The organism is Parafannyhessea umbonata, from assembly GCF_012844235.1.
In the GTDB taxonomy this organism is placed as follows: Bacteria; Actinomycetota; Coriobacteriia; order Coriobacteriales; family Atopobiaceae; genus Parafannyhessea.
The window spans coordinates 61176-87132 of record NZ_JABAGR010000004.1 but is presented as its reverse complement, the minus strand read 5'-3'; the positions used below and the strand labels follow the sequence as shown (position 1 = coordinate 87132).

Genomic DNA, 25957 nt, shown 5'->3' with positions numbered 1-25957 from the left:
GGTTCCTCCTCGAGCCGCATCATGCGGCGGCCTCGCCGCAGTCGCAACGGCGGACCACCGCGCCATAACGAGCCACGCATAAAGCGTCGTGGAATCACCATACCCATAAGCAACGGGATGCCGAGCGATTCATCGGGCAAACGCCGCCTGCCGCTCCGTGGACGCTACCAGGTGTAGCCGCCGTACGATTCGAACAGCCTCTGGAACGCCGGGAGCGACGTCTTGATGCACTCGTCGCTCACGCAGTAGCTCAGGCGGAAGTAGCTGCGGCACGCAAAGTCGCGCGAGCCCACCACGTAGAGCCTCTGCTCGTTCGCCGCACGCGCCTGGAACGCGTCGTCGTCGGGCTCGAGCGCACGAACCCACAGGTAGAACGCCCCGTCGGGATGCACCACGTCGTAGCCGATGTCCGTGAGGCCGCCGTAGAGTAGGTCCCTCTTGCGCGCGTACTCGTCCACGGGGGCCGGAAGGTCCACGCACTTCTCCAACACGCGGTTGAACAGGCTGTTCATGACCGTCGCCGTCACGCGCTGCGCACCCAGGATCGCGTCGTACACGCGCTCCGCGTGGCGCACGGTGCCGGGCACCCACACGTAGCCCACGCGCTCGCCCGCAAGCAACAGCGACTTCGACCAGCTGTAGCACACGATGGTGTTCTCGTAGTACGCCGCAATCCACGGGTTCTGCTTGCCGTCGTACACGATCTCGCGGTACGGCTCGTCGGAAAGCAGGTAGATGGTCTGTCCCAGCTCCTTCGACTTGCGCCGCAGCAGCGCGGCCAGGGCGATTATGGAGTCCTTCGTGTACACGGCGCCCGTGGGGTTGTTCGGCGTGTTGATGATGACCATGCGCGTCTTGGGGTTGATGGCCTCCTCGATCGCGTCGATGTCCAGCTGAAAGGTCTCGGGCTCCGTGGGGACCTCCACCACGTTGCAGTGCCACGCCTGCACCCACATGCGGTACTCCGCGTAGTACGGCGTGGGGATGATGACCTCCTCGCCGGCCCTGGTGGTCGCGGCGATGGTCGAGGTTATGGCGCCCGCGCAGCCCGCGGTCATGGCAATCTCGCCGGCACGCGCGTGCGCGTCGAACCTGCGGTTGAGGTTTGCGGCCACGGCCTGCCTCGTGGTGAGGTAGCCGTTGTTTGGCGGGTATCCGTGCAGGTCGACGGACTCGTACTCCTCAAGGGCCTCGCGAATGGCCTCCGTCACCTGCGGCGACACGGGCACGTTCGGGTTGCCTATGGAGTAGTCCCAAAAGTCGGTCACGCCCTGCTGCTTGAGCTCCATGGTCTGCTCGAACACCTCGCGAATGGCCGATTTGCCGGCCCCGAGGTCGTACATGAGGGAATCTACGCCGTCTGCCATGCTGCCTCCGCTCTGGTCGCATCGTACGGCACAAGCTTCCCGCGCGCATGTTACCGAGGCGCTACAGGAGTTGATAGCGACGTGTTAAATCGCCGCACACCGCGCGTAACGCCGCGCACGGCCGGCGCCGCCCAAGGGCGTCCAGACGAGAAGGACCCGGCGCCATGTCTGGCACCGGGTCCCGTGCGTTGCTCTTCTCCCCTGGGGATGCCCCCGGGGTTCATGCCGGCACGCCTAAGGCAGGCGCGTCGCTAGTCGACGACGGCCTCGTTCTGGGCGTCCTCCTCGGCGATGACCTTGGCCTTGACCGAGATCTTCTCCTGGGACATGGCGTCCTCGTAGTGCTTCTTGCCGTCGGGATACATGTTCAGCCACAGCTCCTCGGCCTTCGGCGCCCATGCCTCCGCATACGGCTTCGTGCGAGCGCACACGTCTGCCGCGGACTCCGGCGTCACGTACTCCGTGCACTTCGCGTCCGCCTCGTCCACGATCTGCGTCAGCAGGCCGGAGTTCTCGAGCATGGGGCACGGCTCCAGCAGGTTGTCGTTCCAGGGGTAGTGCGCGCGGTATGCCTGGAAGATCGGCTGGTGCAGGCACTCGAGCCAGTTGCCGTTCTCCTTGAAGTTCGCGTTGGAGTAGTGGATGAAGACGCACGGCTCCACGTCGCCGCGGGCGTTCACGTGGCAGTACACGCGGCCGCCGGCGATGCAGCCACCCACGAACTCGCCGTCGTTCTGGAAGTCCATCGCGAAGATCGGGTAGCCCTCGTCGCCCACGGAGCGCACCCAGCGGATGCGGTTGAACATGTACTCGCGCTGCTCGACGGTGGGCATGAGGTCCGCGTTCGCGCCCTCGCCCACGGGCATGTAGTGGAAGTACCAGGCGTAGCGGCAGCCCTTGTCGATGAGGAGCTTGAAGAACTCGTCAGAGCTCACGCGCTCGGTGTTCGCGCGCGTGTAGCACGTGGAGGTGCCGTACAGCAGTCCGTACTTGTGCATGCGGTCGAACGCGTCCATGACCTCCTGGAACGATCCGTCGCCGCGGCGGCCGTCGTTCACGCTCGGCTCGTAGGACTCCAGCGACACGCTGAACACGATGTTGCCCAGCTTCTGCACCCTCTCGCAGAAGGCGTCGTCCACCAGTGACGCGTTCGTGAAGATGTTGAACAGGCTGGTGCTGTGCTTCTCGGCCAGCTTCAGCACGTCCTCCTTGCGCACCAGCGGCTCGCCGCCCGTGAGCATGAACAGGTGGGTGCCCAGGTCCTCGGCCTGGCTCACCAGGCTGTCCATCTCGTCATACGTCAGGTTCAGGCGGTTGCCGTAGTCGGCGGCCCAGCAGCCCACGCAGTGCTTGTTGCACGCGCTCGTCGGGTCAAACAGGATGATCCAGGGCACGTTGCACTGGTACTTGTCCGCGTTGGCGGTGGTGTTGCGCAGGCCACGGAACGCCGCCTCGTAGCCGCCGTTAAGAATCGCGGTCTTCAGCACGTGGGGGTCGGTCTCGTCAATCACGCTGAACAGGAACTTCTCCCACTTGGAGCCGGGACGCAGGCCCTTTCTCAGGCCGCGGATGGCGCCGGGCGAGGTGTCCTTCAGGAGCTTCTCCGCCATGTCGATCAGGTGGTCGATGTTCTTCTCGCGGTCTTCGCCGGAGGCACTCGCAATGATCTTGTCGAGCACCACGCTGAAGGCCTTGCGCTCCGCAGCGTGCGCGATCTTGGACTGCATAGGCACTTCCTCTCCTTCGGGAGTCCCGGGCACTGCCCCAGTTTTCGACTCCCATTCAAAAACTTTGCCTAGCTTACTACTACCCAAATCGCCATGCAACGTACACACACGCACGATTGGCAACAAATGTTGCCTCAGCCACCACAAATCGCGCGGGCGAGAAAATCACGGGCGCTCCCCCGCGGCGCGCCCGCGGTTCCCTTCGCGCCATACGGGTGCGGGGAGGGTCGCCTAGGCAGCCCTCCCCGCTACTCGCGCATGTTCCGCGTCAGGCGCGAGCCTCCGGCGACGCGTATGTCGCGCCTACCCCCTGCGCTCGCGATGGCGACGCGCGAGGCCCAGCGCCACGGCCAGCGCGCCAAGCGTGCCAAGCGCCGCAGGCATCGCGGCGCTGTTGGCGTCGCCGGTCTTCGGCAGCACGGAACGCACGGCACTCGCCGCCCTGCTCACCACGGACGTGGCCCTGCCCGCAGGCGCGGACGGCGTCTTGCCAGAGGCGCTCGGTGCCGGCTCGTCGGCACTTCTCACCGTGAGCGTGCCCATGTCATACGTCACGTCGTAGTTGGACTCCTTTGCCGTGCCGTCCCACACGACCGTCGCGGTGTTCTGGGAGGTGCCGACCTCCTTCTGGCCGCCCGTCACATTCAGGGTCGCACTCTCTCCGTTCACGAGGCCGGATATCGTGCCCTTCGCCGTCAGGACCTTGCCGTTGCGCGTCGTGGTGGCAGACTCGGTCCTCACCGTAAGCGGAGCCTTCTTTATCTGGTAGGACGCCGTTGCGTCGCCCTCGTAGTTGCCCTTGCCAGTCGCGGTCACGGTCACCTGGCCAGCGTTCGTCAGGTCGCCGCCATACGCAAGCGTGTAGTCAGTGCCCTCCGCAAGCACGTCGCCCGTCTTCGCATCCTTCACGGTCACGGGCTGACGCTGCTCCTTGCCGTCGTAGGTGACGTCTTTCGGGGCAACCACCTCAAGGCTCGACGTCACCTTCACCGTCGCCGCATCGGACGTCAGGGTGTGGCCACCCTCGTCGGTGACGGTGACCCTGTACTGGGTCGTGCCGGCATGGGACGTGTCGGGCACCAGCGTGGCGCCGTCGGCAGCGTCACGAGCCTTCGCCGCGGGACGGGCGCCAGCCCAGGTCTTGCCGTCCGTGGACTTCTCCCACTTGAAGGTCACGCTGCCGGTCGCATTCGCCACCTCGACGGAAAGCGGCGTTGCCGCGTCGCCCACCTTGTACTCGGCGCCCACCGGCTGCTTCGTGATGGACATCGGAAAGCTGACCACGAACTTCATCGAGGTCGAGCCCTCGTCGGTGGAATATACGCTGATGCCGGTGTCCGTCTTCGCGGCGGGGTCGTCGGACCCCTTGTAGAGCGAGAGCTTGCTCGCGCCGTACGCCGCGTGCTCCGTCGCGTTCAGGAACGGCGCGTACAGGTTCGGCGAGCCCGCGGACCACTCGAAGTAGTTCTCCATGACGCCGGGGCGGTGCGTCTTCACGTTCACCGTGTTGGCAAGGCCGGCCTCGACGCCTGTCATGCCGGGATACCCGCACTTCGTCGCGATGCCGTTGTCAACGTGCCACACCACGATGCCGCCGGTCGGGTTCTTGATCGTGTTGTCGCCATTCATGTACATGGGCTCCATGCCGGCGTCGAACGACGCGTACTGGCGGTTCTCGATCAGGTAGTACTCGTCGTCGCTCACGTGGATGATGTAGCACTTGTAGCCCGCCGGGTCGGTCTCGGACGTCGCCGTGTAGGTACCGCTCTTCGTGATCTCCTCGGGAGTGACGTATCCCAGCAGGTAGCGGTCGTACGGGTCGAAGAACGTCGGGCGGTACTCGCCGCTCGTGGTCTTGCCGTACGAGCCGTAGTCCATGATGGAGAGGTACATGGTGGAATAGTTGTCCCACGCGCCACTGTCATACGTCGTGGAGTAGAGGTCCGGCATGCCCAGGAAGTGGCCGAGCTCGTGGCCAAGGGCTCCAATGCCGCTCTGGTGCTCCTCTCCCGCCGCCATCGACTCGCTCTCGGACTGCACGATGTAGCGGTCCACGCCCACCGTCTTGCCGTTTGCGCAGGTCACCTCATACGGGGCGCCCGTCTCCTCCGTAAAGGAGTACTGGTGCGACCATATGCCGTGGTGGCCTTCGGGGATGGAGCTCGTCGCGGCCTCGTAGCCGGCGAACACGACGCCCAGGCCAAGCTCATTCGCCTCGACCTTTCCGTCCCCGTCAGTGTCGTACTGCGAGAAGTCCACGTACTGGGCCGCAGCCTTCACGGCCTCCTGCATGTCCGCGATGTAGTCCGCGTCGCCCGGGGTGAACGGGTCGGGGTTGCCGTAGTCGCGGTCTAGCGTCACGTGAACCACGCCGTCGTTCGCCCTGTCGGCGGAGTTCGTGTTGCCGCCGTTGCCGTAGGCGCTGGACTCCTCCGCCGGACGCCAGGTGAACTTGCCCTCGGAGGAGGTGGCGTACAGGGACGACACGCTGTACTCGCCCGTGAAGAACGTCTTGTTCCAGTCGTAGTCGTCGCGGTAGGGCTCGTCCTTGAAGCCCACCACGATGGTCAGGAGCGGAAGCGAGGTGCTCGCCTTGGGGGCGGCGCTTCTCATCAGCTTCTTCGGCGCGGTCGGGGCAGTCGTGCCCTGAGTCTTCCGGACGTCCGAAACCGTGATGGGCTGGGACGCCGTCGCGTCGCTTCCGGTCTTGCCAGAGTAGGTGTGGCCGCCCAGCTGGTAGTACGCCGCACGGGCCGCGTCACCGGAAAGTGCGTCTGCGTCGATTGCGCCGGCGTCCGCGGCGGCCTGCGCGTCAGACCCAAGCGCAAGGCCGGAGCCGGAGCCCACCACCTGACGCCACGTGCCGCTGTCCGGGTCCCGCTGCACCACCACGCCGGCGGAGTTCGTGGCGTAGTGGAACCACTCGTCCCCGTGCGTCGTGATGCTCGCGGTGGACCCATCGGGCTGCGCGACCCTCACCGGCTGGTTGTACGCGGGTATCGCGAGCGCAGGTGCCGCCGAGCCCAGCGCGAGCGCAAGGCCCAGCGCCGCGCCCACCGCCGCGCGCATGACGCGGCTTCGTGGTGCGACGCCCTCCTCACATCCTTCGGTCATCACTCCTCCTTTGCAAATGGGCCGCACGCCCGCGGCCGCGTACCGGAACCTCTAGAGTCCAGGTTAGATGGTGGAATTATCCAATAGTTGGCCTGCAGGTTACCAAACGCGACCTTAAGATGCCCCAAAACGTTCCTAAGCGGTGCGATGGCGGCGGCGCACGGCCCGCACACATCCGGGGCAAGGCCGCGGCCCCCTAACCCGGCGCGCCGCTACAATTGCAGAGAAGAACGCGGGCACGCGCCCGCAAGGACCACGTACGTTCGCGAGGTTACATGGGCTACAAGACCTACACCTGCCCCATCGCAAAGTCGTGCGGCGGCTGCGAGTGGCTTGCCGTTCCGTACCCCATCCAGCTGCGGCGCAAGCAGGAGCTGGTGGAGGGGCTGCTGGGCGGCATGGCGCGCGAGGACGGGTGCCGCGTGGCGGCCATCCGCGGGATGGACGAGCCCGTAGCGTACCGCCACAAGGCGGCGACGCCGTTCGCGCCCGGCAAGGGCGGGCGCGTGCGCTCTGGATTCTATAGCGCGGGCACGCACCGCATCGTGGCGTGCGGCAGCTGCCTGGTGGAGGACCCCAGGGCGCGCGGCATCCTGGAGGACGTTGCGCGCGTGGCGCAGGAGCTGGGCATACGCCCGTACCAGGAGGACCGCGGGCGCGGCACGCTGCGCCACGCCGTCGTGCGCTGCGGGTACGCCACGGACGACGTGCTGCTGACCGTGGTGGCAAACGGGCAGCGCCTGCCGCGCGAGGAAGAGTTCGTGCGCCGCATGGCGCAGCTGCACCCAGAGGTCACGTCCATCGTGCTGAACGTGAACCAGCGCCGCACCAACGCGATCCTGGGACGCGAGTGCCGCACGCTCATGGGTCCCGGCACCATGGAGGACGCGCTTTTGGGCTGCACGTTCCGCATTGGGCCCACGAGCTTCTATCAGACGAACCCCCGCCAGACGGAGGTCCTGTACCAGCTGGCCATAGACGGCGCGCGGCTGAGCGGTGGCATGCGAGTGCTGGACGCGTACTGCGGGTGCGGCACCATCGGCATCTGCGCGGCGTCGCAGGCGCAGGCAGCCGGCGCTAACGTGCGCGTAGTGGGTGTAGAGCAGGTGGCGGGCGCCGTGCGGATGGCGCGCGGCAACGCGAGGGCGAACGGCCTGGCAGACAGCTGCGAGTTTGTGCGCGCGGACGCCACGGCCTACATGGAGGGCGTCGCGCGCGAGGGTCGCGACGCCGGGTTCGACGTTGTGGTGATGGACCCGCCGCGCGCGGGCTCCACGCCGGAGTTCCTGGCGGGCGTGGCGCACCTCGCTCCCAGCCGCGTGGTCTACGTCAGCTGCAACGTGAAGACGCAGGCACGGGACCTCGCACTTCTCCGCCAGCACGGCTATGCGATGGAGTCCGCGGTGCCCGTGGACATGTTCCCGCACACGAAGCACGTGGAAAGCGTCATCACGCTCGTTCGGCGCTAGCAGCGCCGCGCGCGGCAGGCACGCGCCAGCCGCTAGGCCCGGCGTGGCGATTTCATCATTATTGCGACGATTTGCCGCGCGGGCATTGCCCATGCCCCCGCAAAGTGCCAGCCTTTCTTCGGCCCCGTCCCCGGGGCCGATATTTGGCGGTTCGTACGTAAAGAGGCATTCTCATGGCACCAGAAAGCAACGCGACGCTCAGTCGCAACCCGTTTGGCTACCACAGGCGCCGCTGGTGGGTGGGGCTGACGGCGTTCGTGTTCCTGTTCCTCATAGGACCGCTCGCCATGTTCGGCGACATGGACCGCGGAACCATCCACCACGCGTCGCAGCTCGCGGAGCACTACCAGACCATGCTCCTGTGCTTCTCGCTCCTTCTTCTGTACCTGGTGCCGTTCTTTGTGTTCGTGCGCTACACGCGCATGCGCGCGGGCGTACCGCGCTGGCTTGTGGTGCTGGCGTTCGCAAGCGGACTCTTCATCCCCGGCTGGATCGCCGGCGAGCTCAACGACGCCGCCGACGTGCTGCTGCGCGCGGCCACGTCCAAGGCCTTCGTCAGCACGTGGGGCGATGCCGTCGAGGCGCCGCTGGTGGAAGAGACGCTCAAGCTCCTCACCGTGCTGGCGGTGCTGGGCCTTGCCGGACGCCACGGAGGCCGCGACTGGCTCGTGGGCGGCATGTGCGTGGGCATGGGCTTCCAGCTCAACGAGGACCTGGGCTACATAGTGGACCAGGTTGCCTCGGCGCACCACGGGTACGAGACCGCGGTCGCGGTCACGCTCGGAGACCGCGTCTCGGGCGCGCTCGTCTCGCACTGGACGTACACGGCGCTCGCGGCCGTCGCCGTCTGGCTGTTCTTCTGCCAGCGCCGACGCCTGCGCGGGCTTCTGCTCGTGCTCGCCCCGCTGCTGAGCCACGCCGCGTGGGACACGCCCCTCAGCGACGCAGGAGCCCTGTTCGAGGCGCTCATCTGCCTTATCGCGGCCATCCCGTTCCTGTATGCTTGGGGCGACATCACGTTTGACGGTGGGCGCCGCCTTTCCGCACCGTGCCCCAAGCGGCGCAAGCGGCACGCGGCCCACGGCACGCCCGGCTCGCAAGACGCCCGCGAGGACGCCGCGCCGGGCGAGAAGGACGCGGGCTTGGCGCCGCAGCCCCCACGGGGCCTGTAGCCGGCACAAGGGGCGGGAGGTTCTGTCATGCGAGGTGGCGACGCACGGGAAGATGCGCGCAAGGCAGCCGCAAGCGGCGCACGCGCAACCGCAAGCCCCTACGACCTTGGCACTCCCCTCCCGCGCGACTACCCGTACGAGCCCCGCGGTCGCAGGCTTGCGGACGGTGCCCTTGCCACGCTCGCCCTGCTGCGTGTCGCGGCGGCAGCGCTCGCGTTTGCCGGGCTCGCGTGGTGCGCGAACACGTGGCTGTCAGCCACCTCGCTTGGTGCCGCAATCATAGCCGTCCTGTGCGTCACGCTTGCCGCGCTCATCCTCGGGCGCGGCCTCGAGTATGCCGCCGGCGCGGCGTTTGGTCGCGCGTCGCTTCGCCTTGCGCCAGACGCGCGCCACGACTACGTGCTGCGCGCGTTCCGCAGGGGGCGCCGCTCCGCAAGCACCACGCCGCGTTTCCTGCTCGCTCTTGCGCGGCTAGACATCCTCAGGGGGCAACCCCATCTTGCCGGCGACGCCCTCTTGCGCGTAGACACCTCCCATCTGAACCCAGACCGCCTGAAGCTCCTGTACCTGCTGCAGACCGTCACGGCAATACAGCTGCAAGAAGACGCCCGTGACGCGGCAATCCGCTACGCAGGAATCGCAGGCGAGAAGGACGCGGACTTCCCGCCCGAAGACGCGGTCCTTGGCTGGGCGCAATCCACGGCTGACGGCCGCGCGCCCGAGGACGCGACCCTGCACGATGCCTGTGCAAGGGCGCTGCAGCCACGCCGCCGCAAGCCGCTTCTGGTGGTCGCACTCTCCGTCATGCTGGCACACTGCCTCTTCTTCGCGGGCGTCGTCACCGGGGTCGACGCCACGGGCAGCTGGCGCCTGCACGTGGGATACCAGACGGTCGCTGGCCTGCTGACCTCGTCGTCCATCGTGGCGCTCGCAATCGTGGGCGTCGTTCTTCTCGCCCGGTGGCGCACGCGCCGGGATGCGCCGCAAACGCGCGGGCGCAAGGTCGCGCAAGTCGTGGGCTCGTGCCTTGTGGTCGTGGCTGTCACGTGCCTTGCGCTTGTTGTCGCGATCGGGACGCTCTTCGCAACGGATGGGACGGAGCGCGTCATCGTGCGCGGCGTGCGACTTGATTCTGCCGATGGGCGTCCGTACGACTACTTCGCGATCGACACGGAGGAAAGCTATGGTTCGAGCCGCCTCACCACGTATTGGCGCACGCGCGACCCCTTTGTGATGCAAGAGTGGTCGCCGGCACAGGTGTATGACGCGAAGGCATGGCGCGAGACGATTGCAAACGGCGGCGACTCCGGCTCTGGCACGACCGATAGCTCGACGTCCGCGACGGGGTCCGCGGGAAGCTCGGCCGTCACGTCCGATACTGACACGTCAGAATCCGCCATCTCGTCTGCGCTCGAAGACCAGATGCGCGCGGTCGCAAGGTATCTGCAAAAGAGGGGCGTCGTGCCCGGCACAAGCAAGCCCGCGCTCTCCTTCGACGCAAAGGGCCATGCATATGCAAGTCTGGGCACGCAGGACCAGACCGCGGGCGGCAAGGTCGTCGTGGTCGAGTACGTGCTGAAAGACAACGGCGAGTCCGAGCAGCCTTCCGGCACGGCGCAGGAACTCGTGCTGGAGCGCACGTATCCCAACGGCGAAGGCGATGCGGAGCTCGTGGGCTTCTACCTGGTGGACCACCAGACGCTTGCCGTCACGGACGAAAACAGGACGTCCTGGTAGGGACGCCCTGCTCTCGCATCTGCCTTTCGTCTGTCTGCACGCGCTGGGCGTGTGCAGCGCGCGCCGGCCTGACGCGCCTCGCTATGCGCCCGCCGACGGGTCGACCACGACCTTGTTGCCCTCCACGTGCACGCGGCCCTCTGCCAGAAGCTGGATGGTATCGGGGTACAGCTCGTGCTCGATCTCGTGGATGTGGGCCTCGAGCGTGTCCACGTCCCAGCCCTCCTGCACGGGCAGCGCGCGCTGCGCGATGATGGGGCCGCAGTCGTACTTGTCGTCCGCGAAGTGCACGGTCACGCCCGTGACCTTCACGCCGTAGTCGAACGCGTCCTGGATGGCGTGCGCCCCCTTGAAGCTGGGCAGCAGCGCCGGGTGCAGGTTCACCACGCGGTTCTCGAACGTGCGCAGAATCGGCGCGTGCACCATGCGCATGTAGCCCGCCATGATCACGTAGTCGACCTTCTCGCGCACCAGCGTGGAGGCAATCACCTCGTCCGCCGTGATCGGGTCGGCGTACACCTCCTTGCTCAGGGTCATGGTCTGGATGCCCGCGGCCTCCGCGCGCTTCAGTCCGTACGCGCTGGGGCGAGAAGAGATGACGATCGCGACCTCGGCGTCGAGCGTGCCTGCGGCGATCCTGTCGATTATGGCCTGGAGGTTCGTGCCGCTGCCGCTGATGAGGACGCCCAGCCGTATGGACCTGCGCTCCTGGCTCATCGGTAGGTCACCTTGCCCTCTCCCTTCACGCACTCGCCCATCACGAACGGCGCGAAGCCCTGCGCCACCAGGTCCTCGCACACCTCGTCCACGTCGTTGGGGTCGCAGATGATGCTCATGCCCACGCCCATGTTGAACGTCTTGTACGCCTCGTCCGGGGTGAGGCCGGCGGCCTTCACGCAGTAGTCGATGATGGGCGGCACGTCCCACGCGGGACCGTCGGCGCCGCCGCGGTCCACCACGGCGTCCACGTCCGCCGGCAGTGCGCGGTTCAGGTTCTCGGTGATGCCGCCGCCCGTGATGTGCGCCATCGCGTGGATGGGGGCGCCGGCCTTCAGCGCGGCCACAAGGCCGCCCGCATAGATCGTGGTCGGGCGCATCACGGCGTCGGCAAGGGACTCGCCGCCCAGCTCGGGCAGCGGAGTCTCGAGCTCCTCGACCGTCTTGCCCTCGATGGCGACCTTACGCACCAGGCTGTAGCCGTTGGAGTGGATGCCGGAGCTCGGCAGGCCCAGGATCACGTCGCCCTCGTGCACCAGGTGCGGCCCTATCATCTTCGGGCGGTCGACCACGCCCACCACAAAGCCGGCCAGGTCGTAGTCGTCGGGGTCCATCACGCCGGGGTGCTCGGCCATCTCGCCGCCCACAAGGGCGCAGCCGGACTTCTTGCAGCCGTTCGCGATGCCCTTCACGATCTTGGCCACGTGCTCGGCGCGCAGCTTGCCGATCGCGACGTAGTCCAGGAAGAACAGCGGCTCCGCGCCGATGGGCACCACGTCGTCCACGCACATGGCCACCAGGTCCTCGCCCACGGTCTCGTGGCGGTCCAGCAGCTGGGCGATCGCGAGCTTCGTGCCCACGCCGTCGGTGCCGGATACGAGCACGGGGTCCTCCATGTCCTTGAAGCCCCTCATGCTGAAGCACGAGCCAAACCCGCCCAGGCCGCCAATGACCTCCGGACGGTTCGTCTCCTTCACGGCCGCCTTGATGGCGTCCACCGCACGTGCGCCCTCGTCTACGTCCACGCCGGCGTCGGCGTAGGTAATGTGCTTGGGCTGAGTCTCCATGCTCTTCTCCTCCGTGTGTTGCGCAGGGCGCTGGCCCCGCGCACCGGCTGCAGCGTATGTCTCAAGTCTATCAAGTTCCAACGGCGGCGCCGCGTGCGCGGCGCTTTACGCGCACATTGTTTACGCGACGCGCCCGCAGGCAGACGGCACGTCCGCCCCCTTAGGCCCCGTCCGTTGTGCCGGAGGCCGAAGCGTCCTGCGCAGACGCGCCCGTCGCCGCCGCGGCCTCGCTCTTTGGCACGCACAGCATGACGGCGCGGCCGTGGCCAAAGTCGTAGTTGCACGTCACGAGCGTGAGCACGTGGCTCGTGCCACCTATGATCTGCTGCGCGTCCGAGCGCTTCGCGACCGCCTTTGCGAGCGTCTTGTTCAGGTATGCGTGGAAGTCGTCGTTCGAGGCAAACGTGAACGTGCGCAGGTCGTCGTCGTAGTCGCTCTTGATGATGTACAGCAGCAGCGGCTCGAGCTCCCACGCCTTGTTGTTGCGGTCCACGTACCAGACCGTCTTCACCTTGTCGAAGTTCTCCTGCTTCTTGAGGTCGTCCAGCGGCGCGAACATCTGCCCGTCGTTCAGGTGGTGCCCGTAGATCAGCGACTGGGCGTCCACCATGCCCGGCTTCGTGTTCTTGCAGTCCAGGAACACCTGGCCGCCCACGCTGTACTCGCCCGTCGCGGACGTGCGCAGGTACGTGTTGTTCGTCTTGCCCTGGTACACGGGGAAGCTCATGCTCGTCCCCACGACGTCCACCCAGCCCACGATGTCGTCGTTCACGGCCTCCAGCGCAGCAAAGTCTATCTTCGGCGCGCCGTTGTCCTCGCTCACCTGGACGTTGGCGACCTTCTGGAGCTTCTCGTTGCTCTGCCGGGTGTGGCTGTACTCGCTCTGCGCGTGGAAGTACAGGTATCCTGCCGTGGCGAGAAGGGCTATGCCAACCACCAGGAAGATGGTGCTTAGGACGTTGCGCAGTCCGCGCTTGCGCCTTGGGCGGCCCTGGTCGCCGGCCGCCCCATGCCCGTCGCGGGCGACGGCCTTGGCGGTGTGCCCGTCGCGGGCGGCCGTCGCGGCGCCCCGCGTGGGCGTCAGCGGCTCGAAGCCCACGGCGCCGTGCTCCATCGCCGGCGCCGCGGCAGGCGCCTGCGCCGTGCCCTCGGGCCCTTGAGCTCGCGTGTGCTTTCCCATCGTCACTCCTACCAAGGTCTCGGCGGGGCGCCAGGCACCGCCGCCTTCGTTTCCAACGCACCATTCTTGCACGTTTGGACCGGGCTCGGCCACAAACGACGCGAGGCGCCCACAAACGGGCGCCTCGCGCTGCACGGCTTTCGCGTTGCCTAGGCCTCGGCCATCTGCCTCTTCAGCTCCACAATCTTCTCGCGGTACTCCGGCATGGTCGCGCCCAGGATCTGGGTCGCATAGATGGCCGCGTTCTTGGCGCCGCCAATGGCGACGCACGCCACGGGCACGCCGGACGGCATCTGCACCATGGACAGCAGGGAGTCCATGCCGCCGAGGTCGGAGGTCTTCATGGGCACGCCCACGATGGGCAGCGGCGTGTACGCCGCGACGACGCCGCCCAGGTGCGCGGCCTTGCCCGCCGCCGCGATGATCACCTTGATGCCGCGGTCTGCCGCAGTCGAGGCCCACTCGTGCACCTTCGCGGGCGCGCGGTGCGCGGACGCGATGACCAGCTCGTAGGGAACGCCCAGCTCGTCCAGCTCCTTCGTGCACGCCTCCATTGCCGGCATGTCCGACTTGGAACCCATGATGATTCCGACGACAGGCTGCTCTGCCATGCTTGACCTCCAAGGTCTCGTGTTCGTCTCTTCGGAAGGCGTCCGCCAGCCGGCTCCCGCGCCGACGGTCGCTACAGACAGTATAGGTTCGGCAGCGTCAGTTTCCAGCGCCCGTGCCCGTCGCCGCACCGGAGGCGCCCTTCTCGCCCGTTGCGCTCGAGGCGTCGTCCGTGGTGGGGGCGTCCCCCGTGGACTTGCCGTCGGCACCGGAGGTCAGCACGCCCAGTATGCCGCCGGAGTCGCCGTCCCCGCCGCTTGAGGACTTGTCGTCCGCGCTCGGGCCAAACACCTGGTCGAGCACGCCGTTCGTGATGGACTTGCGCAGCTGCTTCTCCGTCGCGGAGTCCACGCCCGTGATGGAGCAGTTGAAGCGCACGCCCTGCGCGGTCGACGTCTTGGTCCAGATGAACGTCATGAGGGTCTTCTGCTCGCCCGTGGGCTTGAGGTAGCCAAAGAACCTGGACGTCTGGATCTTGCCCGCCTTGCTGACGTGGACGTTCACGTTGTAGATGACGGTGTTGATGTCCGGGTTCATGAGGGCGTTCGTCGCGAGCGCGGCCGCCTGGATCTGCGAGGTCGAGAACACGCCCAGCACGTCGGACGAACTCGTGTCCGTCACGGTCACCTCGATGCGGTGGGAGTTCTCGTCCGCCTCCTGCACCGAGAAGTCCTCCGGAAACTGCGTGTAGCCGTTGCCCCACTCCACGCCGTTGCTCATCGCGGCGACGACGCTCGAGATGCTGGCGTCGTTGCCAAGGCTGCGCGTGCTGACGCGCCGCACCACGCCGCAGGAGACCTGCAGCGTGACGACGGCCAGGAAGAACACCACGAGGAAGATGGTCGTGGTGCGGGTCATGACCTCGCCCACGTTCGAGCCGGAGGGGTCCTTGTCTGAAAGCGGGTCCACGTCGACGCCATGGCGCCCCTGGCTGCGCATCTTGCGCTGGCGCGCCGCGGTCTCCTCGTTGGTGTGGCCCGTCTCGTCCACGGTCGAGAAGAGCTTCTCCGCGTCTGCGGCGTCAAGGGTGCCCCGCCTGCGAGCCTTTCCCCCCAACTTTGCCATGAAGCCTCTTCCTGCCGCGGGCCACGCCCGCCCCGTCAATCGGTCCCGTTACAATCAATCCCGTTAAGTATATTGCTACCGCGCGTCCGCGCCCTGCGGGGACAGCCGGTGCGCAACCGCATCACATATGAGCGCGCCCACCACGGTCTTCGCATCCTCGATCCTGCCGTCGAGCACGGCGTCCACCAGCTCCGACAGGTCCACGAGGTCGACGTTTATGAACTCGTCCGCGTCCGGGCTCGACTCCGCCAGCGTCAGGCCCGTCGCCATGTAGATGTGGATGAGCTCGTCCGCGAACCCCGCCGCCGTGGCGATCGTGGTGAGAAACGCCATCTTCTGGGCGCGCATGCCCGTCTCCTCCGCAAGCTCGCGCTCCGCGCAGTCCAGCGGGTCCTCGCCGGGGTTGAGCTTGCCGGCGGGAATCTCGACCGTGACGCGGCCGAGCGCGGAGCGGTACTGCCGCACGAGGCAGATGCGCCCGTCGTCCGTGAGGGCGACGATCGCGACGGCGCCGGGATGGCGCACGACGTCGCGGTCTGCCTCCGCGCCGTCCGGCAGCCGCACGCGCAGGCGGTCGATGTTGAACACGCGCCCCTTGAACACCACGTCCTCCGCAAGCACGTGCTCGCTCAGGTCCGCGTCGCGCGGGTCGTCGTCGCCCAGGACCAGGTGCCTGCGCTCCGGCGCGCCGGAGTGGTGGTCGTGCCTGCTCCTGTCGCCGTCGTACGTCAGGGCGTCCACCCCCTCGGCCATGCTCGATATCGCGTGGTCAAGGGCGCCGGCCGTGCCGTCGTCGAGCGCCACCAGGTGCTCCTCGCCCAGAAGCGCGTCGTCGTCCTCGTCCAGCGTGACGTCTACCTCGTCAGAGCCCTCATTCTTCTCGTCTTTGGACATGCGTTGCCTCCCGGATAAAAAGTCGCGGCACCACGCGGCGCCGCGACTGCTGGCCTACACGCTCATGGTACCCAGGCGCGCGCTACAGGTTCGCGCGGCCCTTGATCGCCTTGATGCCGATGTCGTGGCGGTACGTCTTGCCCTCGAAGAAGATCTTGTCGCACGCCTCGTACGCCTTGTTGCGGGCGTCCTCGAACGTGGGGGCCACGGCCGTGACGTCGAGCACGCGGCCGCCGTTAGTGTACACGGCGCCGTCCTCGCCGAGCTTGGTGCCCGCATGGTAGACGGTCACGCCGTCCATGGCGTTTGCGTCGTCGATGCCGCAGATGAGCTTGCCCTTCTCGTAGGAGCCGGGGTAGCCGGCGCTCGTGAGCACGACGGAGACGGCCCAGTCGTCGTCCCACGAGACCATGTCGGGGCTGAGGGTGCCGTCGTCGCACGCGAGGAAGCACTCGACGAGGTCGCCCTTCATGCGGGGCAGCACGACCTGGGTCTCGGGGTCGCCGAAGCGGGCGTTGAACTCGAGGACCTTCGGGCCGTCCTTCGTGAGCATGAAGCCGCCGTACAGGCAGCCGCTGTAGGGGTTGTCCTCGCGGGCAAGCTCCGCCACGACCTTCTCCTCTATCTGGACCATCTGCTCAAGCTCGCCGGGCAGCAGGATGGGCACCGGGGAGTACACGCCCATGCCTCCCGTGTTGAGGCCGCGGTCGCCGTCGAGCGCGCGCTTGTGGTCCTGGGAGGTCGCGAGGGGCACGACGGTCTTGCCGTCCGTGAGGGCCAGAAGCGAGCACTCCGGACCCTCGAGCATCTCCTCGACGACGACGAGGGAGCCCGCGTCGCCAAACGCGTTGAAGCACTCGTGGACGCCGTCGAGGGCCTCCTCGGTGGTCTGGGCGACGATGACGCCCTTGCCGGCGGCGAGGCCATCGGCCTTGATGACGATGGGGCCGCCGACCTTGCGCACGTACTCCGCGCACGCGGCCTCGTCCGTGAACGACTCGTACCTGGCCGTGGGGACGCCGGCGCGCTCCATGACGTCCTTGGCGAACTTCTTCGAGCCCTCCATCTGCGCGGCCTTGCCGCTGGGACCGAAGACGGGGATGCCCTCCGCACGCACGGCGTCGGCCACGCCTGCGACGAGCGGCGCCTCCGGGCCTATCACCACGAGGCCGATGCCGTTCTCGCGGGCGAAGCGCGCGACCGCGGCAGGATCGTTCTGGTCCACGTCCACCTTCTGGGCGAGCTGGTACATGCCGCCGTTGCCCGGCGCCACGAACAGCCTCCCGGCGCGCGGGGACTGGGCGAGCTTGACCAGCATGGCGTGCTCGCGCCCGCCGGAACCTAGGAGCAGGATGTCTACCTTGTGGTCTTGTGAAGCCATGGTGCCCTCCTTGGGCTAGACGTGAATGTGGCCTTAGGCCTGACGTGCCTGAAGGATCGAGGATGCCTCCTCGGCGGTGATGAGCGATGCGGGCGCATAGGCGATTCCCACGGCGCCGACGCCGATCTGGGCGCAGGTGGAGGGGTTGGCCCTGAGACGCGTGGCGCAGGCGGACTCGAACTCGTTCGTGTCGAGCGGCTTCTCGAGCTTCTGCAGGACCTTGGGGTCGCCGGAGTAGACCTCGGCGTACGTGATGGGCCCGACCTTTGCGGAGTAGCGGCTGAGCGTGCGCGCGAGCACGCCCGCGAGACGCGCCGTGTCAGAGGAGGTGGTGATCTCCTCCGCTTGGCCGTCGGGCGTGATCTTGACGAGGCCGCGCACGCCGAGCGCGCGGCGCTGCAGCTGGCTCATGTGGCCGAGTATGCCGCCGCGCTTGTGGCCGATGCCGTTTGACGGATTGGCGTCCGCCGTGGGGACCATGAGCATGCGCGACGCCGCGGACAACGCCTGCGCGCGCTCCACGGCCTCGTAGGAGTCCATACCGGCGTTCCTGTCCAGCACGAGCCGCGCGAACACGAGCGCGTACTCCGCCGAGGCCGCGTGGGTGTCGATCACCGTGACGCGCGCGCCCTGCACCTTCGAGACGGCGCTGCGCGCGACCTCGCACACGTCCCTCATCTGGGACGAGACGTGCAGCGAGACGATGTGCTCGCACCCCTGCTCCGCAAGGGCCTGGTACACGGTCAGGAAGTCGACCTCGGACGGCGAGTAGGTGTTGATCTGGCCGCGGTGCTTGGTGTACTCGCGGTAGAACGTGGGGGTGTCGATGTCGAGGCAGTCGCGGTACTGCTCGTGCCCCATGCGCACGATGAGCGGTACGAGGGCGACCCCCGCCCTCTCCAGCGTGGAGAGGGGGAGGTCGCACGCGCTATCGCACACTATCGCGAACTTTCTGTTGGAAGTGCTGGCGGTCACGCTGGCCTACTTCCAGTAGCGGTCGATCGTCTGGTCGCGATCGGGGCCGACGGTGATGATGGAGACGCGCACGCCCGCGAGCTGCTCGAGGAAGTCGACGTAGTCCTTCGCCTCGCGCGGGAGCTGGTAGAAGTTGCGAACGCCGGAGATGTCGCACTTCCAGCCGGGGAGGGTCTCGTACACGGGCTTCGCGTGATAGAAGACGCTCTGGTGCTCCGGCACGGTGGTGTAGCGCTTGCCGTCGCACTCGTACGCGACGCAGACCTTGATCTCGTCCAGGCAGCCCAGGACGTCCAGCTTCGTGATCGCGAGGTCCGTGAGGCCGTTGACGCGGGCGGCGTAGTTCACGACGACGCCGTCGTACCATCCGCAGCGGCGCTTACGGCCGGTGGTCACGCCATACTCGTGGCCGACCTCGCCCAGCTTGTCGCCCACCTCGTCAAACAGCTCCGTCGGGAACGGGCCGGAGCCCACGCGGGTGAGGTACGCCTTCGCGACGCCCAGCACGCGCTTGATCTGGGTGGGGCCGACGCCGGACCCCGTGACCGCGCCGCCCGCGGTGCAGTTGGAGGAGGTGACGAACGGGTAGGTGCCGTGGTCGATGTCGAGCATGGTGGCCTGCGCGCCCTCGAACAGGATGTTCTTGCCGGCCTCGAGCTGCTCGTTCAGGAAGAGCGAGCTCTCCACGATGTACGGGCGGATGCGCTCGGCAAACGGCAGGTACGACTCGCAGATCTGGTCGACCGTGTAGGTCGGGAGGTCGTAGACCTTCTCGAGGATGGGGTTGGTGTACGCAAGGGCCGCGTCCAGCTTCTCGCGGAAGATCTTCTCGTCCAGCATGTCCTGGATGCGAAGGCCGGTGCGGTTCATCTTGTCCATGTAGCAGGGGCCTACGCCGCGCTTCGTGGTGCCGATGAGGTTCTTGCCGAGCTTCTTCTCGTGCGCGCCGTCCAGGTCCTTGTGGTACGGCATCACGATGTGCGCGTTGCCGGAGATCTTGAGGTCTGCGCACGAGATGCCCTGGCCCTCGAGCACGTCGACCTCGCCGAGCAGGACCTCCGGGTCGACGATGCAGCCGTTGCCGATGACGGGATAGGTGCCCTTGTACATCACGCCGGAGGGAACCTGGTGCAGGGCGAGCTTGTGCCCGTTCGCGATGACTGTGTGGCCGGCGTTCGCGCCGCCGGCGTAGCGGCAGACGACGTCGTAGTCGCCGGAGATAAGGTCCGTGACCTTACCCTTGCCCTCATCGCCCCACTGTGTGCCAACCAGAACTGTTGCAGGCATTGCATCCTCCCTGTCGGGTCATGTTCACGTGTCGCGGCGCCGTGGCGCCGGCAGTCTCAGTATAGGCCACGAGAAGGACTTCCCGTTCTTCTCGTTACCTATGTTTGAGACTCTCAACGCATCTCTACGGATGGCCGGGCCACTAGTCGCCGTGCCTGGTGTCCACCTCGACGAACTTGGTGGAGCCGGGCAGGAACATGAGCGGCACGATGTTCAGCGGGCCGGAGCGGTTCTTCGCGATGATGAATTCCGTCACGTTCATGTCCGGGCGGTCGTCGCGCGCGGCCTCCTCCTCGGTCATGGAGCGGTCAAGCAGGATGACGATGTCGGCGTCCTGCTCGATGGAGCCGGACTCGCGCAGGTCGGACAGCTGCGGGCGCTGACCCTTGCGGTCCGTTACCTGACGGTTCAGCTGCGACAGCGCGATGACGGGCACCTCGAGGTCCTTCGCCATGATCTTGATGCCACGCGACATCTCCGAGACCTCGGTCGCACGGCTGTCCGCGCGGTGGCCCCCGGACGGCGGCGAGAGCAGCTGCAGGTAGTCGACCATGACCATGCCCTTGGGCTTGTCCTTCAGCATGCGGCGCGCCTTCGCGCGGATCTCCGTCACCGTCGTGCCGGGCGTGTCGTCGATCAGGATGTCCAGCTGGGAAAGGTCGCGGGTCGCGTCCAGGATGGTGCCCCACTGGTCGTCCTTTATCTTCGCGCCGCGGATGGCGGAAAGCGGGATCTTGGCCTGCGCGGACAGCAGGCGCTGCGCGATCTCGGTCTTGCTCATCTCGAGCGAGAAGAACGCGACGCTCGCGCCCGCGGCCGCCGCGTTGACGGCGAGGTTCAGCGCGAACGACGTCTTTCCTACGCCGGGTCGCGCGCCGATGACGACCATCTGCCCGGGTCGCAGGCCCTGCAGGCACGCGTCGATTCCCGGGTAGCCCGTCGAGACTCCCAGCGTGCCGTCCGGGTTCTGGCACATCTCGCCCAGCTCGGTGTAGAGGTCGCCCATGACCTCCGTGAGCGTGGAGTAGCTGTCGCCGATCTCGCGGTTCGTGACTCCAAGGAGCAGGTTCTCCGCGGTGTCCACGACCTCCTTCGTGTCCTCCGGCGCGTCAAACGCAAGCGCCGTGATCTTGGAGGAGGCGTCGATGATGGCGCGCAGCGTCGCGTCCCTGTGCAGGATCTCGACGTGGTGCTGCCAGCTCGCGAGCGAGAACGAGTTCGTGTTGAGGTCGAGGATGTACGCCATCCCGCCGACCTTGTCCAGGTTGCCCGTGCTCCTGAGGTGGTCCGCAAGGGATACGGGGTCCACCACCTGGCCGCGGTCGAACAGCTCGTTCATCGCGCGGAATATCGCCTTGTGCGAGTAGAGGTAGAAGTCGTCCTCGTTCAGCGCGACGAGGCACTCCTGCAGCACCTCCTGGGAGAGCAGCATCGCCGAGAGGATGCTCTTCTCGGCGGCAAGGTCCTGCGGCATCACGCCCCCACCCGGAAGCGGACCTCCGGAGCCGGAGTAGTTGTCGTATTGGTTGTCGGACATGTCCCTGCGCTCCTCGTCTGATTGCCACGGTCCACTCATTCTAGAACGTAGCCGTCCGTCCGCAGATTGAGGTTGAGTGAAGCCTTCGGAGATTTGTCAAGCCCGTCTGCGGCCACCATCGGGGGCTACGACCCAATTTGTTGATAGCTAGGCGCCACGAGCGGGCCTTTCTTCACTTTTCTTAGTTTTCAACAAATTTGGGAAATTTTCGAGGTTTGCGTTTTCAACATTTCTCCTCACAAGGCGGGACTCCGGGCGAGAAATGCCCTGGCTCCCCATACACCACCCTCTACCTGCGAAAACAGGACATTTCTGCAGGTAGACGGCGCGTTATGCCCTCGCGGCGAGAAAAGGGCCGCCCGAACGAAAGCATGTTCGGGCGGCCCGTATGGCGCACGTATGTGCTGGCCAGGCTCTCACGACAACCCCTCTACCTGCAAGTATTGTTGAAATCCCCTGCTAGGGCCGTCAATCGGGCCTGGGTGCGGGAACGCTACTCCGCAGACTCCTCGGCAGGTGCCTCGGTGGCCTCGGCGTCCTCGGCCTTCTCGGCCTCGGGCTCCTCGGCAGGCTCCTCCTCGACGGGGGTGCCGACCATGACGGTGACCTTGGAGCCGATCTCGCGGTAGAAGTTGACGTCGACGACGTGGGCGCCGGCGGTCTTGATGGCACCGCCGGTCGCGATGCGCTTGCGGTCGACCTCGACGCCGAGCTGGGCCTTGATGGCGTCCGCGATCTGCGCTGCGGTAACGGCGCCGAAGAGCTGGTTGTTCTCGCCAACCTTGGCGTCGATCACGATTGTCTGGTCGTCGAGCTTGGCCTTCGTCGCGTTGGCATCGGCGATGCGCTTCTCCTCGCGCTTCTCGATGTTGTGGCGGCGCTCCTCAAGCTGCTTGATGTTGCCCGGGGTGGCAGGCTGAGCGATCTTCTGGGGGAACAGATAGTTCTCCGCATAGCCCTGAGCGACCTCTACGATGTCGCCCTCGCCGCCCTTGCCCCTGAGCTCACCCAGAAGGATGACTTTCATGGGAACTCCTTTTGTTGGTCGGCCTAGGCCGACTCTTTGCTCACTTTGGGATCCTTTGGCCGCGCATTCCCCCGCTTGCGCGGAAGGCCGCGGAAGTTCGCCGCGACTACGTCGACCAATCCCACAACGCTCACTAACAAGAATGACACCTCAAGATAGAACGCCGCAACAAGCGTCAGTCCCTGCGTTATGGGGCCGAAGCCAGCCTTCTTCGTGTACCACGTCGCCACGGCCGCGCCCTGTAGGAACAGGGCCACCCTGGCTGCCGTGAGGACGTTCTCCCCCACCATCTTCACCTGGGAGGACCAGGCAGGCAGCTGCGAGCTTAGGAGGCTCGCCGCAACCCCGACGATGAAGAGCACCGCGACCCATGCCGGCACGTCAAACAAGGAGAACGTGCGATTGGTGCGCGCGTTCCTCTTTCTTGCCGCGAGGCTCCCGCCAATGTGAGAGCAGAGCGCCTCGACGATGGCGTTGCTCAGGAACGCCATCGGCCAGTAGGTCTTGGCCAACGCCACCACCGCGGTCAGCTGCTCGCGCATGTTCGCGCTCGCAGACTGTCCCGCCTCCCTCGCGTACGTCCGTATCGCGCCGTCCATGGCGGCGGGAAGAGACGTGTTGTTCAGGTAGGCGAACACCGCGTCGGTACCTGCCATCGCAAGCGCTATCGCCGCGACGGCAAAGCACTTCCAGCCAGTGGAGGCCTCTGCATCCGAACCGTCTGCAGAGAAGACCCAGGCCGTCAGACACCCGATGAGCACATAGGGTATCTGCTTGGGATCGACCAGAACGCAAACGAGGATGGAGGCGAGGCAGGCAACGACAAACGCCGTCCGCCTGGCCCCTTTCCCGTTCGATTCCGAAAGGCCGATTCCGTACGCAACGAGCACACACGCGAAATCGATTCCCACGAGCATGCATGCCGCGCCGACCAGAATCCAGGCGAGACCACCTTGGGTGGAACTCGGTCCTTCCGCCACTTCTCGGGCGTCGTGCGCGCCTTTGGAGCCGTCAAACCCCTCGGGAGCCACCGGACGACCGTTTTCGGAAGTGTCGTTCAAAAGAGCTGCGTCCTTCTCTAGAGGCTACCTAGCCGCGGTTGCGGCCACCACGGCTGGAAACCACGGTGACGGTGTACGGCAGGAGTGCCATCTCGCGGGCGCGCTTGATAGCGACCGCGATGTCGTGCTGATGCTGCGTGCAGGCGCCAGTGACGCGACGGGGCTTGATCTTGCCACGGTCGGTCATGTACTTGCGGAGGAGCTGCGTGTCCTTGTAGTCGATGAACTCGACGTCCTCCTTGCAGAACTGGCAATACTTGCGACGCGGCTGGCGCTGTTCAACTTGCCTTTGCTTAGCCATGTCTTTTTGCCTTTCTTACGACGACCGTGCTTTCGCTGGCCGCCTTCTTGAATCCTAGAACGGGATGTCCTCGTCGTAGATGTCCGCGCTGGGCGGGGTCTGGACGGGGGGACGGGAGGGCTCGGGAGCACGAGCGGGTGCGGGAGCAGAGTAGTTCTGGTAGTTACCGCCGTTGTTCTGCTGGTAGCCACCGCCCTGCTGGCCGCCGTTCCTCGGCGAGAGGAACTCGACCTCATCAACGATTACCTCGATCTTGCTACGCTTCTGCCCATCGCGCTCCCAGGAGCTCCAGCGAAGCTTGCCCTCGATGGCAACCTTCATGCCCTTTGAGAGGAAACGGGAGAGCGGTTCGGCACGGTTGCCAAACACGACGCAGTCGATGTAGTTGGGAACGTCCTCCCACTCGCCGCTCTGCGGGTTGCGACGACGGTCGTTGACGGCAACGCCAAAGGTAAGAACCTGGGTTCCGCCGGCGGTCGAACGCAGCTCCGGGTCACGAGTGAGGTTACCGGAAATGTTCACCCTGTTGATACTCATGCTTGCTTACGCCTCTCGTCCGTGGACGCGCACGTCCACACTTCCAAAACTAGTCCCTGTCGTTGCGACGCACGATCATGTGGCGCTTCACCGCATCGTTGATGCGGAGAACGCGATCGAGCTCGGCGATCTGAGCGGGGTCTGCGTGGAAGTCGACGAGGGTGTAGTCGCCCTCGGTGAGCTTGTCGATCTCAAAGGCGAGCTTGCGCTTGCCCCAGTCCTCGACGTTGTCGATCTTGCCGCCGTTCTCGGTGACAGCGACGTCAATACGCTTGGAGGCGCCGGCGCGAGCCTCCTCAGTGGCCGCGGGATCGACAAAATACAGCAGTTCATAAGCCTTCATGTGGTCACCTCCTCTGGGCTAACGGCTCCGGTTAGTGAAGGTGCATCCGGAGCAGGAAAGGTCGATTTGGTATCGTAACACAGATGCGTCCAAACTCTTCGTCATCACGCCTCAAACGCGACTCCCCATACGTTCCCCACACAAGAAGCGTAGCAGGCGGTGCTTGCAGAAAAATATCCCCGGGCTGCAGATACCTGCCCGGGGATACGTATGTGCACGTAAAACGCCTGAAGACGAGAAACGCGAGGCCACTTCACCCAGGCCTCGACACGGACTCTACAAGAATCGGGGCGAATCGTACGTGTCGCCGGAGGCGGGCAGGCTTTTCACGCCGTCGTCACCTGCGCCTTCCGTATTCTGGGCTGAGCCCTCCTGCCCCGCGGGCTCGTTCTTCTCGCCCGCCGCGGGCGCAGGCTGCTGCGAGGTAGCCGGAGTGGAGGCGCCTTGCCGCACGAAGGCGTCGCCTTCCGCGGGGTCTGCGGGGTTCTGCGGCTGCGGAAGGGTGGCGACGGAGGCCGGGAGCGGGTCTGCGCTCGCTCCCCACGCAGGAACGTTGAAGTTCCTCATCCACAGCCCAACGGCCGTGACCTGGATGAACGTGACGAAGGCCTGACCTACGCTCGCGAGGTACGCCATGAACATGACCAGGGGGAAGATGCCGGCAATCGCGTCCGCAAGCACGTTCACGAACGCGCGGTAGTCCGCGGAGGAGCCGGCCGAAACCGCAAAGCCGATCACGTGGGCGACGGAGGGCATCATCGCCACGAGGCCAACGACGCTCAGCACGAAGCCTATGACAAGCGATGCCAGCGTCGTGATCCCCGTGATCTTCGCGATGCCGCCAAAGTCCGCCTTCAGCATGTCCCACAGGCGATTTGCCTGGTAGCCCGCCTTGAAGCTCTGGTACACGGCCGCACGGAGCGCAACGACGCACAGGATGACGTTCACGAAGAGCGAGGCGATGGACACGAGCAGGTTCATCACGTCGTCGTTATGAGTCAGCCGCATAAGGATAAGCGAGATCGCCTCCCACACGGCGAGCCAGCCCAGGCACGCCACAAAGCCGCGCCAGCCGCTCTTGATGCACTCGCCCACGCGGACGCCCTTCTGCTTGGGCGATGCGTCCACGCCCCACGCCGTGAGCCTCGCCCACTCCAGCGCGTAGCCAAACACGCCCAGGGGCCCAACGATGGGCACGAAGTTCGCTATGCCCGCGACCAGCAGCACCTTCCACCAGCCCTTGTCGCGCGTGAGCAGCGCCCACGACCTGGAGTAGTACGCTTCCCTCTGAGCACTCATATCGGTCTCCTTTCGGCCTGCTGGCCGGCAGCGAGGCTCGCTTGCAAATGATTGTCGCATACGACTCGTTACATCTTTGCACGGCGCGCTC

General features: G+C 66.3%; 22 protein-coding genes. 3 read left to right on the top strand and 19 right to left on the bottom strand.

Annotated features, from left to right (window positions below):
* Positions 1–164: 164 nt before the first annotated feature.
* The 3 genes from HF885_RS05075 to HF885_RS05065 all read right to left on the bottom strand — a co-directional run bounded on the left by HF885_RS05075 (position 165) and on the right by HF885_RS05065 (position 6208).
* The gene (locus HF885_RS05075) at positions 165–1367 is read right to left on the bottom strand and encodes a pyridoxal phosphate-dependent aminotransferase (protein WP_170103850.1); all 1203 of its coding nucleotides are present in this window, start codon (positions 1365–1367) and stop codon (positions 165–167) included.
* Positions 1368–1618: 251 nt separating this feature from the next.
* Positions 1619–3094, bottom strand: a complete 1476-nt coding sequence (locus HF885_RS05070) for a radical SAM protein (RefSeq protein ID WP_170103849.1) — start codon at positions 3092–3094, stop codon at positions 1619–1621.
* A gap of 303 nt (positions 3095–3397) precedes the next feature.
* Positions 3398–6208, bottom strand: a complete 2811-nt coding sequence (locus HF885_RS05065) for an immune inhibitor A domain-containing protein (RefSeq protein ID WP_170103848.1) — start codon at positions 6206–6208, stop codon at positions 3398–3400.
* Between the two features lie 275 nt (positions 6209–6483).
* On the opposite strand from HF885_RS05065, the gene rlmD reads away from it, so the two are divergent.
* The 3 genes from rlmD (at position 6484) to HF885_RS05050 (ending at position 10586) form a co-directional block, all read left to right on the top strand.
* Positions 6484–7677, top strand: coding sequence for a 23S rRNA (uracil(1939)-C(5))-methyltransferase RlmD (gene rlmD, locus HF885_RS05060; protein ID WP_170103847.1), 1194 nt, complete (start codon positions 6484–6486; stop codon positions 7675–7677).
* Positions 7678–7850: 173 nt separating this feature from the next.
* Positions 7851–8849: a PrsW family glutamic-type intramembrane protease gene (locus HF885_RS05055; protein ID WP_170103846.1), complete on the top strand. Its 999-nt coding sequence runs from the start codon at positions 7851–7853 to the stop codon at positions 8847–8849.
* 27 nt (positions 8850–8876) lie between these two features.
* A complete protein-coding gene (locus HF885_RS05050; RefSeq protein ID WP_170103845.1) occupies positions 8877–10586 on the top strand; it encodes a hypothetical protein in 1710 nt (569 codons plus the stop codon).
* An 81-nt stretch (positions 10587–10667) separates the two neighbouring features.
* Here the strand turns inward: HF885_RS05050 and purN are convergent, their stop codons facing one another.
* The 16 genes from purN to HF885_RS04970 form a co-directional block, all read right to left on the bottom strand.
* A complete protein-coding gene (gene purN, locus HF885_RS05045) occupies positions 10668–11303 on the bottom strand; it encodes a phosphoribosylglycinamide formyltransferase (protein WP_170103844.1) in 636 nt (211 codons plus the stop codon).
* Positions 11300–12370 carry a phosphoribosylformylglycinamidine cyclo-ligase gene (gene purM / locus HF885_RS05040; protein ID WP_170103843.1) on the bottom strand — a complete coding sequence of 357 codons (1071 nt, stop codon included), beginning with the start codon at positions 12368–12370 and terminating at the stop codon, positions 11300–11302. The genes purN and purM overlap by 4 nt, the downstream gene beginning before the upstream one ends.
* A 160-nt stretch (positions 12371–12530) precedes the next feature.
* Positions 12531–13550, bottom strand: coding sequence for a class B sortase (locus HF885_RS05035; protein ID WP_170103842.1), 1020 nt, complete (start codon positions 13548–13550; stop codon positions 12531–12533).
* A gap of 149 nt (positions 13551–13699) precedes the next feature.
* Entirely contained in the window at positions 13700–14161 is a 462-nt protein-coding gene (gene purE / locus HF885_RS05030) for a 5-(carboxyamino)imidazole ribonucleotide mutase (protein ID WP_154541691.1), read from the bottom strand.
* Between the two features lie 97 nt (positions 14162–14258).
* On the bottom strand, positions 14259–15224 hold the full coding sequence (locus HF885_RS05025; protein WP_170103841.1) for a hypothetical protein: 966 nt from the start codon (positions 15222–15224) through the stop codon (positions 14259–14261).
* A 75-nt stretch (positions 15225–15299) separates the two neighbouring features.
* Positions 15300–15977 carry an NUDIX domain-containing protein gene (locus HF885_RS05020; protein ID WP_235927327.1) on the bottom strand — a complete coding sequence of 226 codons (678 nt, stop codon included), beginning with the start codon at positions 15975–15977 and terminating at the stop codon, positions 15300–15302.
* A 223-nt stretch (positions 15978–16200) separates the two neighbouring features.
* Positions 16201–17499 (bottom strand): phosphoribosylamine--glycine ligase, encoded by a 1299-nt coding sequence (gene purD, locus HF885_RS05015; RefSeq protein ID WP_170103839.1) that lies wholly within the window; start codon positions 17497–17499, stop codon positions 16201–16203.
* A gap of 33 nt (positions 17500–17532) precedes the next feature.
* Positions 17533–18474: a DegV family protein gene (locus tag HF885_RS05010; protein WP_170103838.1), complete on the bottom strand. Its 942-nt coding sequence runs from the start codon at positions 18472–18474 to the stop codon at positions 17533–17535.
* Between the two features lie 6 nt (positions 18475–18480).
* Entirely contained in the window at positions 18481–19761 is a 1281-nt protein-coding gene (locus HF885_RS05005; protein ID WP_170103837.1) for an adenylosuccinate synthase, read from the bottom strand.
* Positions 19762–19903: 142 nt separating this feature from the next.
* Complete coding sequence (dnaB, locus tag HF885_RS05000) at positions 19904–21298, bottom strand: replicative DNA helicase (protein ID WP_170103836.1); 1395 nt, start codon at positions 21296–21298, stop codon at positions 19904–19906.
* 493 nt (positions 21299–21791) lie between these two features.
* The gene (gene rplI / locus HF885_RS04995; RefSeq protein WP_170103835.1) at positions 21792–22325 is read right to left on the bottom strand and encodes a 50S ribosomal protein L9; all 534 of its coding nucleotides are present in this window, start codon (positions 22323–22325) and stop codon (positions 21792–21794) included.
* Positions 22326–22348: 23 nt separating this feature from the next.
* Positions 22349–23242 carry a DUF2232 domain-containing protein gene (locus HF885_RS04990; RefSeq protein ID WP_170103834.1) on the bottom strand — a complete coding sequence of 298 codons (894 nt, stop codon included), beginning with the start codon at positions 23240–23242 and terminating at the stop codon, positions 22349–22351.
* Between the two features lie 172 nt (positions 23243–23414).
* Complete coding sequence (rpsR, locus tag HF885_RS04985) at positions 23415–23687, bottom strand: 30S ribosomal protein S18 (protein ID WP_090847281.1); 273 nt, start codon at positions 23685–23687, stop codon at positions 23415–23417.
* Positions 23688–23741: 54 nt separating this feature from the next.
* Positions 23742–24224 carry a single-stranded DNA-binding protein gene (locus tag HF885_RS04980; protein WP_170103833.1) on the bottom strand — a complete coding sequence of 161 codons (483 nt, stop codon included), beginning with the start codon at positions 24222–24224 and terminating at the stop codon, positions 23742–23744.
* Positions 24225–24273: 49 nt separating this feature from the next.
* On the bottom strand, positions 24274–24567 hold the full coding sequence (rpsF, locus tag HF885_RS04975) for a 30S ribosomal protein S6 (RefSeq protein ID WP_170103832.1): 294 nt from the start codon (positions 24565–24567) through the stop codon (positions 24274–24276).
* 276 nt (positions 24568–24843) lie between these two features.
* Positions 24844–25866 carry a DUF4013 domain-containing protein gene (locus HF885_RS04970; RefSeq protein ID WP_170103831.1) on the bottom strand — a complete coding sequence of 341 codons (1023 nt, stop codon included), beginning with the start codon at positions 25864–25866 and terminating at the stop codon, positions 24844–24846.
* Between the last annotated feature and the right edge of the window lie 91 nt (positions 25867–25957).

Coding starts and splice junctions, on each gene's coding strand:
- HF885_RS05075 (WP_170103850.1), bottom strand. CDS start 1,367: ATGGCAGACGGCGTAGATTCCCTCATGTACGACCTCGGGGCCGGCAAA.
- HF885_RS05070 (WP_170103849.1), bottom strand. CDS start 3,094: ATGCAGTCCAAGATCGCGCACGCTGCGGAGCGCAAGGCCTTCAGCGTG.
- HF885_RS05065 (WP_170103848.1), bottom strand. CDS start 6,208: ATGACCGAAGGATGTGAGGAGGGCGTCGCACCACGAAGCCGCGTCATG.
- rlmD (WP_170103847.1), top strand. CDS start 6,484: ATGGGCTACAAGACCTACACCTGCCCCATCGCAAAGTCGTGCGGCGGC.
- HF885_RS05055 (WP_170103846.1), top strand. CDS start 7,851: ATGGCACCAGAAAGCAACGCGACGCTCAGTCGCAACCCGTTTGGCTAC.
- HF885_RS05050 (WP_170103845.1), top strand. CDS start 8,877: ATGCGAGGTGGCGACGCACGGGAAGATGCGCGCAAGGCAGCCGCAAGC.
- purN (WP_170103844.1), bottom strand. CDS start 11,303: ATGAGCCAGGAGCGCAGGTCCATACGGCTGGGCGTCCTCATCAGCGGC.
- purM (WP_170103843.1), bottom strand. CDS start 12,370: ATGGAGACTCAGCCCAAGCACATTACCTACGCCGACGCCGGCGTGGAC.
- HF885_RS05035 (WP_170103842.1), bottom strand. CDS start 13,550: ATGGGAAAGCACACGCGAGCTCAAGGGCCCGAGGGCACGGCGCAGGCG.
- purE (WP_154541691.1), bottom strand. CDS start 14,161: ATGGCAGAGCAGCCTGTCGTCGGAATCATCATGGGTTCCAAGTCGGAC.
- HF885_RS05025 (WP_170103841.1), bottom strand. CDS start 15,224: ATGGCAAAGTTGGGGGGAAAGGCTCGCAGGCGGGGCACCCTTGACGCC.
- HF885_RS05020 (WP_235927327.1), bottom strand. CDS start 15,977: ATGGCCGAGGGGGTGGACGCCCTGACGTACGACGGCGACAGGAGCAGG.
- purD (WP_170103839.1), bottom strand. CDS start 17,499: ATGGCTTCACAAGACCACAAGGTAGACATCCTGCTCCTAGGTTCCGGC.
- HF885_RS05005 (WP_170103837.1), bottom strand. CDS start 19,761: ATGCCTGCAACAGTTCTGGTTGGCACACAGTGGGGCGATGAGGGCAAG.
- dnaB (WP_170103836.1), bottom strand. CDS start 21,298: ATGTCCGACAACCAATACGACAACTACTCCGGCTCCGGAGGTCCGCTT.
- rplI (WP_170103835.1), bottom strand. CDS start 22,325: ATGAAAGTCATCCTTCTGGGTGAGCTCAGGGGCAAGGGCGGCGAGGGC.
- HF885_RS04990 (WP_170103834.1), bottom strand. CDS start 23,242: ATGCTCGTGGGAATCGATTTCGCGTGTGTGCTCGTTGCGTACGGAATC.
- rpsR (WP_090847281.1), bottom strand. CDS start 23,687: ATGGCTAAGCAAAGGCAAGTTGAACAGCGCCAGCCGCGTCGCAAGTAT.
- HF885_RS04980 (WP_170103833.1), bottom strand. CDS start 24,224: ATGAGTATCAACAGGGTGAACATTTCCGGTAACCTCACTCGTGACCCG.
- rpsF (WP_170103832.1), bottom strand. CDS start 24,567: ATGAAGGCTTATGAACTGCTGTATTTTGTCGATCCCGCGGCCACTGAG.
- HF885_RS04970 (WP_170103831.1), bottom strand. CDS start 25,866: ATGAGTGCTCAGAGGGAAGCGTACTACTCCAGGTCGTGGGCGCTGCTC.